This window comes from Pontibacillus sp. ABV4_188 (assembly GCF_056311905.1).
In genome coordinates this window covers 2,035,855-2,053,148 of record NZ_CM149975.1, presented here as the reverse complement: position 1 = coordinate 2,053,148, position 17,294 = coordinate 2,035,855, and the positions used below count along the sequence as shown (strand labels likewise).

Annotated in this window: 17 protein-coding genes; 13 read left to right on the top strand and 4 right to left on the bottom strand. The window is 38.9% G+C overall.

The annotated features are described in order from the left end of the window. The first annotated feature begins 109 nt into the window (after positions 1-109). On the top strand, positions 110-898 hold the full coding sequence (locus ACYX4O_RS10445; protein WP_476350653.1) for a carbon-nitrogen family hydrolase: 789 nt from the start codon (positions 110-112) through the stop codon (positions 896-898). A 226-nt stretch (positions 899-1,124) separates the two neighbouring features. Here ACYX4O_RS10445 and ACYX4O_RS10440 read toward each other — a convergent pair whose 3' ends face one another. Beyond that, on the bottom strand, positions 1,125-2,216 hold the full coding sequence (locus tag ACYX4O_RS10440; protein WP_476350651.1) for an NAD(P)/FAD-dependent oxidoreductase: 1,092 nt from the start codon (positions 2,214-2,216) through the stop codon (positions 1,125-1,127). A gap of 171 nt (positions 2,217-2,387) precedes the next feature. On the opposite strand from ACYX4O_RS10440, the gene ACYX4O_RS10435 reads away from it, so the two are divergent. The 10 genes from ACYX4O_RS10435 (at position 2,388) to ACYX4O_RS10390 (ending at position 12,397) form a co-directional block, all read left to right on the top strand. Continuing rightward, positions 2,388-2,612: a sulfurtransferase TusA family protein gene (locus ACYX4O_RS10435; protein WP_345238987.1), complete on the top strand. Its 225-nt coding sequence runs from the start codon at positions 2,388-2,390 to the stop codon at positions 2,610-2,612. A 78-nt stretch (positions 2,613-2,690) separates the two neighbouring features. Next, positions 2,691-3,170 carry a DsrE/DsrF/DrsH-like family protein gene (locus tag ACYX4O_RS10430; RefSeq protein WP_188650123.1) on the top strand — a complete coding sequence of 160 codons (480 nt, stop codon included), beginning with the start codon at positions 2,691-2,693 and terminating at the stop codon, positions 3,168-3,170. Positions 3,171-3,315: 145 nt separating this feature from the next. After that, positions 3,316-4,098 carry a sulfite exporter TauE/SafE family protein gene (locus tag ACYX4O_RS10425; protein WP_476350648.1) on the top strand — a complete coding sequence of 261 codons (783 nt, stop codon included), beginning with the start codon at positions 3,316-3,318 and terminating at the stop codon, positions 4,096-4,098. Positions 4,099-4,222: 124 nt separating this feature from the next. Further along, entirely contained in the window at positions 4,223-5,848 is a 1,626-nt protein-coding gene (locus ACYX4O_RS10420) for an ABC-F family ATP-binding cassette domain-containing protein (protein WP_476350646.1), read from the top strand. 177 nt (positions 5,849-6,025) lie between these two features. Further along, entirely contained in the window at positions 6,026-6,904 is an 879-nt protein-coding gene (locus tag ACYX4O_RS10415) for a DUF1206 domain-containing protein (protein ID WP_476350644.1), read from the top strand. A gap of 142 nt (positions 6,905-7,046) precedes the next feature. Further along, positions 7,047-9,215: a PAS domain S-box protein gene (locus ACYX4O_RS10410; protein ID WP_476350642.1), complete on the top strand. Its 2,169-nt coding sequence runs from the start codon at positions 7,047-7,049 to the stop codon at positions 9,213-9,215. Between the two features lie 202 nt (positions 9,216-9,417). Next, the gene (locus ACYX4O_RS10405; RefSeq protein WP_476350640.1) at positions 9,418-9,699 is read left to right on the top strand and encodes a YhdT family protein; all 282 of its coding nucleotides are present in this window, start codon (positions 9,418-9,420) and stop codon (positions 9,697-9,699) included. Continuing rightward, positions 9,696-11,138 (top strand): sodium/pantothenate symporter, encoded by a 1,443-nt coding sequence (gene panF, locus ACYX4O_RS10400; protein WP_476350638.1) that lies wholly within the window; start codon positions 9,696-9,698, stop codon positions 11,136-11,138. Before ACYX4O_RS10405 ends, panF begins: the two co-directional genes overlap by 4 nt. Positions 11,139-11,414: 276 nt before the next feature. Next, entirely contained in the window at positions 11,415-12,116 is a 702-nt protein-coding gene (locus ACYX4O_RS10395; RefSeq protein WP_476350636.1) for a 3D domain-containing protein, read from the top strand. Positions 12,117-12,205: 89 nt separating this feature from the next. After that, positions 12,206-12,397 carry a YfhD family protein gene (locus ACYX4O_RS10390; protein ID WP_476350634.1) on the top strand — a complete coding sequence of 64 codons (192 nt, stop codon included), beginning with the start codon at positions 12,206-12,208 and terminating at the stop codon, positions 12,395-12,397. Positions 12,398-12,433: 36 nt separating this feature from the next. Here ACYX4O_RS10390 and ACYX4O_RS10385 read toward each other — a convergent pair whose 3' ends face one another. Continuing rightward, complete coding sequence (locus ACYX4O_RS10385; protein WP_476350632.1) at positions 12,434-12,763, bottom strand: DUF779 domain-containing protein; 330 nt, start codon at positions 12,761-12,763, stop codon at positions 12,434-12,436. Between the two features lies 1 nt (position 12,764). Beyond that, positions 12,765-14,285 (bottom strand): aldehyde dehydrogenase, encoded by a 1,521-nt coding sequence (gene adh / locus ACYX4O_RS10380; RefSeq protein WP_476356952.1) that lies wholly within the window; start codon positions 14,283-14,285, stop codon positions 12,765-12,767. A 207-nt stretch (positions 14,286-14,492) separates the two neighbouring features. Between adh and ACYX4O_RS10375 the strand changes: the two genes are divergently transcribed. Beyond that, positions 14,493-15,017, top strand: a complete 525-nt coding sequence (locus ACYX4O_RS10375; RefSeq protein ID WP_188650103.1) for a type 1 glutamine amidotransferase domain-containing protein — start codon at positions 14,493-14,495, stop codon at positions 15,015-15,017. A gap of 83 nt (positions 15,018-15,100) precedes the next feature. Here the strand turns inward: ACYX4O_RS10375 and ACYX4O_RS10370 are convergent, their stop codons facing one another. Next, the gene (locus ACYX4O_RS10370; protein WP_476356950.1) at positions 15,101-16,192 is read right to left on the bottom strand and encodes a nitric oxide synthase oxygenase; all 1,092 of its coding nucleotides are present in this window, start codon (positions 16,190-16,192) and stop codon (positions 15,101-15,103) included. A 113-nt stretch (positions 16,193-16,305) separates the two neighbouring features. Between ACYX4O_RS10370 and uvsE the strand changes: the two genes are divergently transcribed. Continuing rightward, entirely contained in the window at positions 16,306-17,277 is a 972-nt protein-coding gene (uvsE, locus tag ACYX4O_RS10365) for a UV DNA damage repair endonuclease UvsE (protein WP_476356948.1), read from the top strand. Positions 17,278-17,294: the final 17 nt, after the last annotated feature.

The window sequence follows — 17,294 nt, the reverse complement described above, 5'->3', positions numbered from 1 at the left end:
AGACCTCACTAGTAGTGAGGTCTTCTTTTATGTCGTATTGAAAGAATTTTCTTGCAAAAAGAGAGTAATGTGCGCTATCGTGTAAACAAACTAGATGGGGAGGATTTTTGTGAGTTTACATGTTGCCATACTTCAAATAGATATTACATATGGAAATCCTGCAGAAAACCAAAAACACATTGAAAGACAAATGAAAAAGCTCGAGTCACTTGAGCAAGTAGATGTAGTGGTCATGCCTGAACTTTGGAACACTGGATATGACCTTACTAGATTGGATGAAATTGCTGATCCTTCAGGAGAAGAGAGTCAAAGCTTCCTATCTCGACTAGCTCATCAATACGGTGTGAATATTGTAGGAGGATCAATAGCAAAGAAAGAGAACGGAAAGAACACAAACACGTTGTATGTATTTGATAAGGAGGGGCACCTCAAAAAAGAGTACAGCAAGGTTCATTTATTTAAGTTAATGGATGAACATTTGTACTTACATGCTGGAGAGAATAAAAGCCATTTTGAATTAAATGGCTATCCGAGTGCTGCGTTTATATGTTATGACATACGCTTTCCTGAATGGATGAGAACCCACACAACCAGTGGAAGTGAGGTTTTGTTTGTCGTAGCTCAATGGCCAACCCCTCGCATAGATCATTGGAAAAGCTTGCTCATTAGTCGAGCGATAGAGAATCAGTCTTTCATTGTAGCTTGTAACCGAATAGGAAGTGATCCTAAAAACTCATTTGGAGGACACTCTGTTATCATCAGTCCATGGGGAGATATTATCTCAGAGGCAGATGATACCGAAATGGTCCTTACCGGAGAACTTGATATGAGTATAGTCGAAGGCATTCGTACACAAATCCCTATCTTTCAAGATCGCCGAACTGACCTTTATGAATAATATCAGGCCGTTACGTTTGATTATCGCTTAGAAAAGACTAGGGACCGGTCCAACACCATAAAGGGATGAGACTTTCAGGGTTACCACAAATGACATGTTTTCGTTAAGCCATATATGGCAGAGGTGATTCAGGAAATTGCGAGACTCCTGTGGCAGTTGGAGCCAGTCTAGTTCTGGCGTGTAGAACAATATAAAAAGAAGCGAGCCTACCAATAGGCTCGCTTCTTTATGTTTGATATTGTTTCATAAATTTACGATCAATACGATTCTTTAAATTCCAAGCAATTTTCCCCTTATATGACCATTTTCCATAGAGAAGAAAACCTTCTTTTTGGCCAATGGACATAATAGCGAGCCATTTATTCTGCGGGATATAATGGCTACCATCTCCGGTTGAAAGAAACCCTTTGATATTTTCCCATAGTATAGGAGCTTGACGTATTGCGAACACTCCGTTTTTTGGTAGGTCAGGCTTTTCAGAAAGGCTAATGCAATCTCCTGCTCCAAATATTGAGGGGTGTTCTTTCACTTGTAAGGTTGATTCTACTTGAAGATAGCCCTCATCGTCGACAGGAAGCTTGGACTGTTTAAACACACTAGGAGCTTTTGGACCTGCTAACCAGAGGACATCTGTGTATTTTATTTCAGTTCCTTGATCGGTAAAGATTGTATCGCTTGACATCTTAGTGACATGACTTCCTTTTTGGATATCTATGCCTTTATCTTTTACTATGCGCTCAATCTTTTTTGAGTTGTCTTCGGTTTCTCCAGGGAGTAATCGTTCAGAACCGCTTATAATGGTAACCGTTTCACCCACGGTTTGTTGTGTTCGGTAGGATTGTAGTGATAAAGCCAGTTCAACCCCTGCAATCCCCCCGCCGACTATCGATAAATGATCAGTCTGCCGAACTTCATCAACCATCGCAGGAAAGTGATAATTTGGTTTTATCCGTCTGGCATGTTCTTTAACACCTTTTATTTCGGTATGTGCTGTGAGTGATCCGATATCAAATGACACAACATCATAGGGGAGAACGTTCCCCTGATCGGTGAGTAAAATTTTCTGCTCTGCATCAATTGAGACAATGAACTCCTCTTTAAATTCAACGGAAGCTTTCTCACATAACTGTGGAAGGGACACTCTAATTTCTTCCTCGTTATATAACCCCTCAGCGTATCCAGAAAACATTCCTGAATAATATTGGTAAGGAGATGGGGAAATAAGAATAACTTCAGTTTCTGGAAGTTGTTCATTACGTAGTTGATCAATAATATGTAAATGTGCATGTCCTGCACCAATTAATACTAACTTGTTCATGCGTTGTTAACACTCCTCATTCTCATCTGTTTCAAACTATATCAGATATAGATCTCCTAAACCAACACTAGCTTTTCTTACACAATTATACCCCTGGGGGTTGACGTTTGTGTAAATTCGTATTAAGATACCCATATAGGTATTGATAAAAAACAACTTGGAGGTATGGAAATGAATACAACAGTATTAGACGTTAAAGGAATGGCTTGCCCAATGCCAATTATTAAAACAAAAAAATCAATGCAGGATCTAAACACTGGAGATGTACTAGAAGTACACACTACAGACCAAGGAGCCGTAGCAGACTTGTCCGCATGGGCTAAATCTGGCGGACACGAAGTAGTGGATCATAAAGAAGAAGATGGCGTTATTACGTTTTGGATTCGTAAAGGATAATAAAGGGTGTAAATAGGAGGGGGAATCACCCCTCTCATATACCCCTACTTGTATTAGTATAAAAGGAGGAGTCTATAAATGTCTACTACAAAAAAGACAAATATCATCCTATTTAGCGGGGACTACGATAAAGCGATGGCTGCCTATATTATTGCGAATGGAGCAGCAGCCTATGATCATGAAGTTACGATTTTCCATACATTTTGGGGATTGAATGCACTTCGTAAAGATGAACAGGTGGATGTACAAAAAGGCTTTTTAGAGAAAATGTTTGGAAAAATGATGCCACGTGGTGCAGACAAAATGGGACTATCCAACATGAATATGGCTGGTATGGGCCCTAAAATGATTAAAAAAGTCATGAAAAAACATAATACTACATCATTACCGGCTCTAATTGAGATGGCCCAAATGCAAGAGATTAATCTTGTAGCTTGTCAAATGACTATGGATCTGCTTGGATTCCAAAAAGCAGAGTTACTAGATGACATTACCTATGCTGGTGTAGCGGCTTATCTTGCAGATGCAGAAGAAGGAAATGTGAACTTATTTATTTAATTCTTACAATAAGCTCAGTCCGATAGAAAGATCAGCTCCCAATCTTTTGAGAATAAGAGATAGAACAATATAAGATAGGGGACTGATCTTTTTATTGGATTGGTATTGTTCAGCGTTATAGAGGAATAGAGGAGGCTGACAAGACATGGAATTTTCTTTTATTATTACAATCTTCCTCATTGGATTTATAGGATCATTCGTTTCAGGTATGGTTGGAATTGGTGGATCAATCATTAAATATCCGATGTTATTATATATACCTCCATTATTAGGATTCACAGCTTTCACAGCCCATGAAGTCTCAGGGATCAGTGCTGTGCAAGTATTTTTTGCTACTATCGGAGGTGTATGGGCTTATCGAAAAGGCGGCTACTTAAATAAATCACTTATTGCTTATATGGGTGTAAGTATTCTACTTGGTAGCTTTATTGGAGGTTACGGTTCTAGGTTAATGTCTGATACTGGAGTGAACTTAGTATATGGCTTACTAGCCACTATAGCAGCCATCATGATGTTCATCCCTAAAAAAGGCATTGACGATGAGAATATGAGTGAAGTAACGTTTCCAAAAGCATTAGCATCTTTGTTAGCATTTGTTACTGGTATTGGAGCTGGAATTGTAGGCGCTGCGGGGGCATTCATCTTAGTGCCTATCATGCTAGTAGTCTTAAAAATTCCTACTCGCATGACCATTGCAAGTTCTCTTGCAATCACATTTATTTCATCGATTGGAGCTACTATAGGTAAAATTACAACCGGTCAAGTAGAATATGGACCAGCTGCCATTATGATCGTAGCCAGTCTTCTGGCTTCACCACTCGGTGCAAATGCAGCTAAGAAAATGAATACCAAGATTCTACAAACAATACTTGCACTCTTAATTTTAGGAAGTGCAATAAAAATTTGGTTAGAATTTTTTGGGGTGTAAATAATGGAGGAGACGACTTTAAAAAGAGCTCGTCTCCTTTTTCTTGTTGTACCACTATCTATATTGAGCTCACAGTGATATAATCACGTTGGTACCATTTAAATATTGGAGGAATACAACCCATATGCTTAATGTTAATAACGTTAGTTTACGATTTGGCGATCAGAAATTATTTGAAGACGTCAATATAAAATTCACTGCCGGGAACTGTTATGGCCTTATTGGCGCAAACGGTGCTGGTAAATCAACATTTCTAAAAATTCTTTCCGGAGAAATTGAATCCCAGTCCGGAGATGTATCATTAGCATCTAATTATCGTATGGCTGTGCTTAAACAGAACCACTTTGAATATGAAGAATACGATGTTATGCAAGTTGTTATGATGGGATATAAACGCCTATATGAAGTTATGCAAGAAAAGAATGAAATCTATATGAAAGCAGATTTCTCTGAAGAAGACGGTATGCGTGCTGCAGAACTTGAAGGAGAGTTTGCAGAGATGAACGGTTGGGAAGCTGAATCTGATGCCGCACGTTTATTGACCGGCCTTGGTGTTTCAGAAGATCTTCACGACAAGAAGATGTCTGACCTTACAGGTTCTGAGAAAGTAAAAGTACTACTAGCACAAGCGCTATTCGGTAACCCAGATGTACTTCTTCTAGATGAGCCTACAAACCACCTAGACATCCGTGCGATTCAGTGGTTAGAAGAATTTTTAATTAACTTTGAAGGTACAGTAATTGTTGTCTCACACGACCGCCACTTCTTAAATAGTGTTTGTACGCACATCGCTGACCTTGACTTTGGTAAGATTAAGATTTATGTCGGAAACTACGATTTTTGGTATGAATCCAGCCAACTAGCTCAGAAGTTAGCTAAAGAAGAGAACAAGAAAAACGAACAAAAAGCTAAAGAACTAAAAGAATTTATTCAGCGTTTCAGTGCGAATAAATCAAAATCTAAACAGGCCACTTCTCGTAAGAAACTACTTGATAAGATCTCACTTGATGACATTCAACCATCAAGCCGTCGTTACCCATATGTAGCGTTTAAGCCTGATCGCGAAATCGGGAATGATCTTCTAAAAGTAGACGGACTTACCAAGACTATTGATGGCGTAAAAGTATTAGATAACGTATCATTCACAATGAATAAAGATGATAAAATTGCCCTTGTAGGCGATAATGAAATCGCGAAAACCACTCTATTTAAGATTATCATGGGTGAAATGGAAGCGGACGAAGGAACTTACAAGTGGGGCGTTACAACGTCTCAAAGTTACTTCCCTAAAGATAACTCAGCATTTTTCCAAAATGATGATCAAACGTTAGTAGATTGGTTACGTCAGTATTCACCTGATGATCAAACTGAAACATTCCTACGTAGCTTCTTAGGGCGTATGTTGTTCTCTGGTGAAGAAGTGAAGAAAAAGCCAAGTGTATTATCAGGTGGAGAAAAAGTGCGTTGTATGCTTTCTAAAATGATGCTAAGCGGATCTAACGTTCTTCTATTAGACGAACCTACTAACCACTTGGACTTAGAAGCCATCACTGCTCTAAACGAAGGGCTTACAAACTTCAAAGGTTCAATGTTATTCGCATCTCATGACCACCAATTTATCGATACGATCGCGAACCGAATTATTGAGATCACACCTAATGGGTTAATTGATAAAGAGATGTCATATGACGAATATATTAACGATGAGAAGGTCGAACAACAGCGCAAAGAATTAATGCAAACCTCATAATGTATCAACAAAAAGCTTGGAAAGGTACCTTTCCAAGCTTTTTTATTGTTCCTTATTATTTACTTAAGCACGGCACAGAATTAATGGCACCTTGTACCTATTTTAAGAGAAGAGAGGTTTCTTATTTCTTTTGAGCGGGGACAGTAGAGTATCAAGCAAACAAAAGGAGTGATTAAAATGGCAGGTGCAATGAACGATGCCAAACGCGCCGCTAAACGAACCGAGCAGAAAGCTGGTGAAGCTAGTCAAGATGTTAAGCCTTGGTTACGAGGCTTTGCCCGCTTCGGTTATACTGCTAAAGGTGCTGTATACGTATTACTAGGAATATTATCTTTAATGGCTGCGTTAGGAGTTAGTGGAGGAAAAGCTACAGGAACTAAAGGTGCGCTAGCTACTATCGCAAGTAAACCTTATGGAAACATCATTTTATGGATTACTGCAATTGGATTAATAGGATATGTTATGTGGAGAATTATTCAGGTTGTTAAAGATCCGGAACATAAAGGAAAAGATGGTTCAGGTATCGGAATGCGCATAGCTTACTTAATTAGCGGAATCATTTATGGTGCATTAGCTTATAAAGCCATTTCACTTGCTTCAAGCTCATTAGGTTCTTCAGGGGGTTCATCAGGGAACTCTAAGCAATCCTTTATCGCTCAAGTTCTATCCCAACCAGCAGGTCAATGGATCATTGGAGCAGTTGGAGTTGGCATTATTGGATATGGTTTATATGAAATGTACAAAGGTATGACTGAGAAATTTAAGAAAGGATTTAAATTTGGTGAGATGAATCAGAGTGAGAAGAAGCTTGTTCGACGCTCAGGGAAATACGGTCTACTAGCTAGAGGTGTCGTTATGTTAATTATCGGTTACTTCTTTATTCAAATGGCAATGACTTCAAGCTCTCAGCAAGCAACAGGACTTGACGCTGCGTTATCTGAGCTAGCTTCTCAACCATATGGCAAATGGTTACTAGGTATCGTCTCAATAGGTCTTGCACTATTCGGCATTTTCCAGATTCTCAAAGGGAAAAACCGCCACTTAAAAATCTCATAATGAATTAGTAGATATGAAAATCCTTCTCTTATAAAAGAGGAGGATTTTTTATAATTCTTCTATATGACTAATAAATTCGCTTTTATAAGGATGGGGTTTCCAGTACAATAGTAGGAGAAACCTCGAAGGAAGGGGGCCTATAATGGAATCGATGTTAGCTTCCTATAGTCCAATTTTATTTTTAATCGCTATTCTACTAACAATGATGACCTCTTATACAGCACTAGATCTGTTTACATTGTATAAAACATCTGAACGTAACGGTAAATTTCTGTTTATAGGCGGTATGATTTCTATGGGAATTGGCATCTGGGTGATGAACTTTCTCACGATGTTATCTTCCGACTCTTATAATATCATAAACAACCAAGTTCCCCTTACGATCTTGTCGGTGGGATTAGGAATATCGTTTGCTGGTATCTCCTTTTACTTTGTGACCAATAAATCCATAAAGACTATGAACCTTGTAATGGGTAGCTTCTTTTTAACTATGGGGGTTTTTTCAACTCATGTTACAGGAATGTATACCTTGAAGTCGTCGGTGTATTACGAACCATTCATCCTTGTATGGTCTTTGTTACTTCTAAATGGATCATTCCTTTTGGCATTATGGATCTTGTTTTATTACAAAAATATCATATACTCAAAAAATCCATGGTTGAAGCCTATAAGTTCATTAATCATCACAGGAGCGATCGTTGAAGGGTACTTTTTATTAACGAAGTCTGTATCATTTGAAGAGAATATAGATACGTCAGGAATACCCGTAACAGGCGAGTATTCTTTTTCCATCTATTTTTTACTTTTTATGTCTGTACTAGTTATTGCAGGTGTTCTCGTTTCGAGCACGCTTCTAAACACAAGATTAGCTTCAAGAGATACATATTTAAAAGATATAACATTCGCTCTTGATGAGTCTTCTATTGTAGCCATCACGGATTCAAAAGGATTGATTACGTATGTAAATCAAAAGTTTTGTGAAATATCTGGATATAAAGAAGATGAACTTATTGGTCAGGATCATAGCATTATAAGTTCTGGCTATCATTCAAAAGAATTCTTTAAAGATATGTGGAAGACAATTGGAACTGGCCAAGTTTGGAAAGGTGAAATCCAAAATCAAGCAAAAAGCGGATCTTTTTATTGGGTAGATACGACAATCGTTCCGTTTCTTAATAAGAAAGGAAAGCCCTATCAATATATTGCCATTCGATCTGACATCACAACAAGAAAGGAAGCCGAGCACCGATTACAAGATGCCCTTAAAGAAGTGCAGGATATTGAATTTGCTCTTAACCAATCAACCATTGTAGCCATTACAGATGAGAAGGGGATTATCCAAACCTTAAATGATAAATTTTGTGAGATTTCTGGGTATACTCGTGAGGAGTTATTAGGAGAAGATCATCGCATTTTGAATTCTGACTACCATCCCCCTCAATTTTTTAAACAGCTATGGAAAACAATTGGAACAGGACACATATGGCGTGGCGAAATCCGAAATAAAGCGAAAAATGGTACGTTTTACTGGGTAGATACGACAATCATCCCCTTTATGAACGAAAATGGAAAACCCTATCAATATTTGGCGATACGAAATGATATTACAGAACGAAAGAAAACCGAAGAAGTGCTTCATCGTCAAGACAAATTAGCAGCTGTAGGTCAATTGGCTGCAGGCGTAGCACACGAAATACGTAATCCACTTACTTCAATGAGAGGATATGCAGAATACCTTCAGTTAGACGAAGAAGATCTCACAAGACGGGACCTGCTCGATATCATAGTGGATGAAATTGAACGTGTGAATGTCATAGTTGAAGAATTCATGGTTTTATCCAAACCAAAAGCCGTTCATTTAGAAGAAAAGAGGATAACGCCTATCCTGCAAAATGTCATATCCTTGCTTGATTATCAAGCAAGGAAAAGCAAAGTTTCTTTAATTTTTAAAGATCCCCCTGAATCACCTGCAATCTATTGTGATGAAGACCGGCTAAAGCAAGTTTTTCTCAACTTAATTAAGAACGGAATTGAAGCGAATAACGCTGGTGGAGAGGTGAAGCTATTCCTAGAAATTTCAGGTGAGTATGTATATGTATATGTTCAAGATACAGGAAAGGGTATTCCAGAAGACCAAATGAAACAGCTCGGGGAACCCTTCTATACTACCAAAGATAATGGGAACGGTTTAGGTTTAATGATGTCTTATAAAATTATTGAAAGTCACAATGGCACCATTCGAGTAGAGAGCAGACAGGGGGAAGGTACTACCTTTATTGTTTCTCTTCCTATTCACTCTGCTATTGACTAAGTACCTTTAACCATCACCCTTTTAAAAGAAACGGCATAATTGTCGTTTCTTTTTATATAGAATCATAAACATATACCTTTTCATACGTGACAAAAACCGATATGATAACTAGTGCCACCAAGAGACGTTATGTCGACATTAAAGGTTAGGAACGAATTTAATGTAAACCTTTTATGAACATTACTAAAAAGGAGGGCCCTGTGTGGACAAAAACTTTAATAGCGATCCCAGGTTTAAAATTGCCCATCGTGAAGCTCTGATTGGTGTTGGATTAGCCGTAATTAACTTTGTATGGTGGTTTGCTTTTGCTTACGGTTTAGGCGATCAAACTCCAGAGGATTATACCTATATTTGGGGTTTACCCTCATGGTTTGTCTATAGCTGTATAGGTGGATTTATATTGATGGCGACTCTTGTTACATTTGTCGTGACTGTATGGTTTAAAGAGGTTCCTTTTGATGAAGAGGGAGGGGAACCAGAATGAATGTATCTGTTATTATCCCATTACTACTATTCTTAATGTTAATCTTTTTCTTCGGCTTATGGAGCAGTCGTCAGTTACACGCTTCACAAAATTTCTTAGAAGACTATTTCCTTGGAGGTAGACAGCTAGGAGGATTCATTCTAGCGATGACCATGACTGCTACATACGGAAGTGCTAGTAGCTTTGTTGGAGGTCCAGGTGTCGCTTATACTCAGGGTCTTGGCTGGGTTTTACTTGCCATGAGCCAGGTGGCTACTGGTTATTTCGTTCTTATGATCCTTGGGAAGAAATTTGCCATCATGGCCAGAAAATACAATGCAGTCACCCTTATTGACTTTTTAAAGGGAAGGTACAACAGCAAATGGGTGGTCATTACATCAGCTTTGAGCATTATTATCTTTCTCTTCTCTGCGATGGCTGCTCAATGGGTCGGTGGGGCCAGACTGATTGAATCGATTACAGGACTTTCCTATACAAGCGCACTCTTCTTATTTGCTTTATCTGTTCTAGTTTACGTAATTATAGGAGGGTTTCGAGCAGTTGCTTTAACTGATACAGTCCAAGGAATTGTTATGTTCTTTGGAACGTTGATCCTACTCGTTGCTACAATCATTGCTGGAGGCGGGGTTTCGTCCATAGTAGCAGACCTTTCTGCTGAGAACCCCAACTTACTAACGCCATATGGAGCAAATCTTGATCTTACTCCGAGTTACGTATCCTCCTTCTGGATTTTAGTCGGCGTTGGGGTTGTAGGATTACCTCAAGTAACCGTAAGAGCAATGTCTTATAAAAGTTCTAAAGCCATGCACCGAGCACTTATCATTGGGACCATTGTTGTTGGTTTCATCATGTTAAACATGCATTTAATAGGAGTGTTTGCTCGCCCAATTCTTCCTGGTATTGAAGTGGGAGATAAAGTCATGCCACTGATCGCTCAGGAAGTGTTACCTCCATGGTTAGCAGGCATCGTGCTTGCAGCTCCAATGGCTGCTATTATGTCTACAGTTGATTCCCTATTGCTCCTTGTAAGTTCAGCCATTGTTAAAGATGTTTACCTCAATTACGTGAAGCCAGAAGCTAGTAACCAACGGGTGAAAAAGCTAAGTATTACCATTACGGCTGTCCTTGGTATCCTCGTATTCCTAATGGCATTAAACCCACCTGATCTTCTTATATGGTTGAATTTATTTGCATTTGGTGGATTAGAGGCTGTGTTTATATGGCCTGTTGTAATGGGGTTATACTGGTCAAAAGGGAATAAATATGGAGCATTAGCTTCTATGTTAGTAGGAATTGGATCATATATTGCGATTGATCAATTCACATCTACACCTTTGTTCGGCATGCATACCGTTGTACTGCCAGTAGTATCATCATTTGTTATTTATGTACTAGTAAGTTTATTCACACAACATAAAGTAACTGAGCACCAATTTTAAATCAAAGGTTCAAAAAAACTCTGGTCTTTTATTTTGACCAGAGTTTTTTTTATTTAACAAACATAGGGTCATTCGCTTATAGTTCATCCATTTATTACGTTTTTATGGAAAAGGATTCAATGTTAGAGGTTCATAAGAAGGTTATTTATTTAAAATTTAAATTATGTTGATTTCACAAAATAGGATGGTTAACCGATTGTACCTTGTTGTCGGGTGTGGTTTGATGGGAAGAGGACTCATCGTAAAATGATCCATCAAACTTGGGAGGACGTACACATGAAAAAAACAATACTTACACTAGTAGCTGCAACGGGTTTATCTGCTGCGATTACAGGCCAAGCATCGGCTAAAGATATAACTGTACAAAGTGGGGATACGCTTTGGGGGATCTCTGTTGAGCACAACGTTTCAGTTACTCAATTAAAAGATTGGAACGATTTACACTCTACTACTATTTACCCTGGGGATCAACTTACAGTCAGTAATTATTCAGCAGCAAATGAAGGAGAAACCTATACTGTTCGTTCCGGGGACTCACTGTGGGCGATTGCAAATACATATGGACTAACGGTCACGGAGTTGCAATCCTTGAATCACCTATCATCAACGATCATCTATCCAGGAGATACGCTCACTACCACTTCGACGAGTCAAGGAACACCCTCTGATGGAGATACGACAGATGTTATTGAAACCTTTACAGCAACGGCCACAGCTTATACAGCAAACTGTACAGGTTGTTCAGGTATAACAGCGACAGGTGTAGACTTAAAAGCGAATCCAAACCAAAAAGTAATTTCAGTAGACCCTGATGTCATTCCACTTGGCTCTACTGTTTGGGTAGAAGGATATGGATATGCAACAGCTGAGGACATAGGCAGCAGCATTGATGGAAAGGCTATTGATGTCTTCATACCTGATTATCAAGAAGCGATTCAATGGGGAAGAAGAAGCGTTACAGTCAAAGTTTATCGATAAGACAATTTCTCCTCATATCCCTCACTAGTTTACACATATTAAGAAGGGGGCATAAAACAGCTCCCCAATCACAGGTGAGGTGAATTTACATGACAAGAGGACAAAGCAAAAAAGGTAAAAACAAAAATAATACACGTGACCTTTCTCAAACGCCTAAACAAGATATTGTGGAAGACGGACGTGACGTAGAATTCGCTCAAGAATTTGCAGATCAAGCAGACCGCAAAGCACAAGAACGTTCAAAGGCAGCGGATCAACGAGCAAATAAACATAATAAATAAAGAAAAGGCTGTTCCAATAACGGAACAGCCTTTCTTCTATTCAGGAAGAATTTTCGAACGAGTTAAGAAACGAACACCCTCTGGACCTTCTAGTGAGAACATTCCGCCTCGGCCTTCAACTACATCAATAATGAGTAATGTGTGTTTCCAGTATTCATATTGCTTTTTATTCATGTAAAATGGACAGCCACCAATTTCACCTAAATGTACATCAGATTTACCAATTAAGAAATCATCTTGTGAATAGCACATAGGTGAGCTGCCGTCACAACAGCCTCCTGACTGATGAAATAAGAGAGGACCATGTTTAGATTTTAGCTTCTCAATTAGTTCAAGTGCTGAATCAGTCGCTGTAACCCGCTCCATTTTAATAAAATCCTAGCTTTTTAGGACTATAACTGACAAGCATATTTTTCGTTTGTTGATAATGAGACAACATCATTTTGTGGTTCTCACGTCCAATACCTGACATCTTATATCCACCAAAAGCAGCGTGAGCAGGGTAAGCATGATAACAATTTGTCCATACTCGTCCCGCTTCAATGCCACGTCCGAACTGATAAGCAGTATTTATGTTACGAGTCCATACACCTGCTCCTAAACCATAAAGCGTATCGTTTGCTATACTCATTGCTTCTTCTTCAGTTTTAAATGTGGTCACAGAAACGACTGGACCAAAAATCTCTTCTTGGAAAACCCTCATATCATTCGATCCTTTAAAGATCGTTGGGTTTACATAGTATCCTTCGCTTAAGTCACCCTCTAATGTGTTTCTGCTTCCACCAATTAAACACTCTGCACCTTCTTCCTTACCAATTTCTAAATAGGAGAGGATTTTCTCAAGTTGCTCACTTGATGCCTGAGCTCCAATCATTGTATTTGTATCTAGAGGGTTTCCTTGGTTTATTTCCTTCAAACGAGAAATCGCTCTATCCATAAATTCGTCATAGATCGACTCATCAATAAGAGCGCGTGAAGGACATGTACATACTTCACCTTGGTTTAAAGCAAACATCAAGAAACCTTCAATCGCTTTATCTAAAAAGTCATCATCTTGATCCATAACATCCTTAAAGAATATATTTGGTGATTTCCCACCTAACTCAAGCGTAACGGGTATGATATTTTGAGACGCGTATTGCATGATTAAGCGACCAGTTGTTGTTTCACCAGTGAATGCAATCTTAGAAATACGATCACTTTGAGCAAGCGGTTTGCCTGCTTCTACACCAAATCCGTTTACGATATTAATGACACCTGGTGGAAGAATGTCTTCAATTAATTCCATTAAAACCATTATAGAAGCAGGGGTTTGTTCAGCAGGCTTTAACACTACACAATTACCAGCAGCCAGGGCTGGAGCAAGCTTCCAAGTAGCCATTAAAATAGGGAAATTCCACGGAATGATTTGTCCCACCACTCCGAGTGGTTCATGAAAATGATAAGCAATGGTATCTCCATCTACTTCACCTATTGAACCTTCTTGTGCTCGTATACAACCAGCAAAATAGCGGAAATGATCAACTGCAAGTGGAAGATCAGCCGCAAGTGTTTCTCTAACTGCTTTACCGTTATCCCATGTTTCAGCAACGGCTAGCATTTCAAGATTATCTTCCAGACGATCTGCTATTTTGTTAAGAAGATTAGCGCGTTCGGTAGTAGATGTTTGCCCCCACGCAACCTTAGCTTCATCAGCTGCATCTATGGCCAAATTGATATCGTCTTCAGTAGACCTTGCTACCTCACAAAAGGCCTTCCCATTAACAGGGCTGACATTTTTAAAGTATTCGCCACCGGAAGGGGCTGTCCACTTACCGCCAATATAATTCTCATATCGTTCCTTAAACGTTACCTTTGAATTCTGTTCTCCTGGGTTTGCATAAATCATTAACATACCTCCTTATTAATATGTACCTTATTGATAACGCTTTCAAAAAATTAGAGAACCTCTTACTTCAAAGAAGGGAATCCTCTCTTTACATTCTAAATTTTCAGATAAATTTATGCAAGAAAAAAGAACGTACTTCTTCATTGCATTGCAAGATTGAATCATGTTAAATAAGAAGAGAAGTTAATGTAAGGGAGGACGATCCTTTTGAAATTACAAGGAAAAAAAGTGATTCAAATTGTAAGTGATGAATTCGAAGATCTTGAACTGTGGTACCCTGTTCTACGTTTACGTGAAGAAGGAGCAGAAGTTCACATTGCAGGGGAGAAAGCAAATGAACAATATAAAGGCAAATACGGTGTACCAGTTACTTCCGATTGTTCATTTGAAGAAGTACAAGCTAGTGATTATGATGCGATTCTGGTTCCAGGTGGATGGTCTCCTGATAAACTTCGCCGATATGAATCAATCCTAACAATGGTACAAAGTATGAATGATGATGAAAAAGTGATTGGTCAGATCTGCCATGCTGGCTGGGTACTGATCTCTGCAGATATCTTAAAGGGCAAACGTGTAACAAGTACGCCTGGAATTAAACACGATATGATGAACGCAGGAGCAGAATGGGTCAACGAACCCGTTACAGTTGATGGTCATCTTGTATCAAGTCGTAGGCCTCCTGATCTTCCTGACTATATGAGAGAATTTATTAAGGTATTAGAATCAAAATAAGGGCCAATAACTACAAACCGCTTAGATTGTTTCTAAGCGGTTTGTTTTTTTTATGACCTAGGGACAGCTTAAAGAAGTATAATTCATTTATAAGGATGGTCTTGATAGAAAAAGTTAGGGCTCTTTATCGTATCATCATATGATTGATGGAAGATATGAGTTGAAGCTGGAGAGATGGGTGGAATCAACCATGTCCAATCCCCTGTAATAGAGCGGCCACAAGCGTGTTCTTTTTCTTCAAATAATTTAAATTGATTTGCTGCTGTATGGTGGTCTACAATACTTACACCATTTTCTCTGAATGAATGAAGGACCGCTGCATTTAGCTCTAACAATGCCCGATCTTTCCAAAGAGAACGGTTTCTTTTTATATCTAATCCCATTCGATAAGCAACCTGCGGCAATAAATCATATCGAAATTCATCTGCTAAATTTCTCGCACCGATTTCTGTTTCCATATACCAGCCATTAAAAGGTGCAGCTACATATTCAATCCCACCAATTTCAAGCATCATATCCGATATAACTGGAACGGAGTACCACTTCAGCTGCATATCAGCAAACCATTCGAATTCAGGATGGGATAGTGGAACTTCTTTTACTAACGATTTAGGGACTTCATACCACTTTGGTTCTTGATCCTTGATTCGAATCACCCATGGTAAGAGGTCAAAGGCTGTATAATCACCACGCCACCCGAGTGATTGGCAGTATTTTGTGAATGCAACAGATGCCGGGTCACCAATAACCTGACCATCTTCCTCATATCCAGCATACCTCAAGAGCTGGTGGTTCAATAAGCGAATTGGATCATGATCGTGCTTTCGTGGTTTAAATACGGATATGGTCGACCTGATCTTGCCCTCATTGGTTGCATAACTTAAATGCTTACATAAAGATTCATACACTCCTTCTGCTGAGGAAATCTCACGAAAATCAAAGACGTGTAACGAATCCCAAAATAACCTGCCTATACAGCGGTTGCTTTGACGCCATGCCATTTTAGCCCCATATTCTAGTTCCTCAAATGTATGTTCATAATGATTTGATTCAGAGATTTGCCTTCTGATTTCTTCCATCCGATTATGTGTATCTTGCTCCGTTTTCCCTAGCTCACGGAAGCATCTATGTATAAATTGTTCTGCTTGTTGAAATAAACTTGTGCTCACTCGCATTTACCTCCACTAGATGTCTCTTTATGCGGATTATACCATACATGGATTCTTGTACATAAACCGTTTGCCTTATGAAAAAACTAATAATACCAAACAGTTGAGGAGATGAAACCATGACCCAGTTTCGGTTAGGATTTGTGGCCATGAGCGTTCATGTACAAAACGCATCCCCGTCTCAAACCATGACCTTCAAACAGTTTTCTTCACTAAATGACCGACAAGCAGCTATAAGGAAGCTAGAACGTATTGCTCAATCTAACCTTACGAACACACTAAGGCTTTTAAAGCATTCTGTAGCTTCTGGTGTAACGTTTTTCAGAATGAGTTCACGCCTTGTCCCGCTTGCTACTCATGAGAACCTATCAGATTGGAACTATATGCACGCTATAAAAGAAGAACTTCGAGCGATTGGAACATTTGCTAAAGAGAAAGAAATGCGAATCGATTTTCATCCTGATCACTTCGTTGTTCTCAATAGTCCTGACAAAGATACCTTTAAATTCTCACTTCAAGTATTAAAATATCACTATCGCTTACTTCACGGAATGGGTATAGACCCAACTCATCGATGTGTACTACACCTTGGAGGAGCTTATCAAAATAAAGAGAAAGCTCTTGAACAGTTTATTGAAAACTGGGCTTATGTCCCTACAGGTCTACAAAAAATGATTATGTTAGAAAACGACGACAAGGTATTTACCATGGAGGATTGTTTGTATGTGTGTGAAAAGTTAAATATCCCCTTTATTTTTGATCTTCATCATCATATGGCAAATCATTATGAGTCTGACTGGACATTGCATTGGAATCGGGTCGTGGCTACTTGGGAGCATTCACCTTTGCCGTTGAAGATGCATATTTCGAGCCCTAAAAGTACCGAGGATTTTAAAAGCCATGCAGATCTGATCGACTATGATATGTTCAAAAGCTTCCTTAAACCTGTGTCAGGAACAGTTCAAAAGGTGGACTGTATGATTGAAGCGAAATTAAAAGATGAAGCCCTATTTACATTGAGTCACCAACTCCACGAAGACCCATCTATAACAATGGAAACACCATCTCTATTTACTCTCAATGGATACTAACTTATTTTCATGTGATT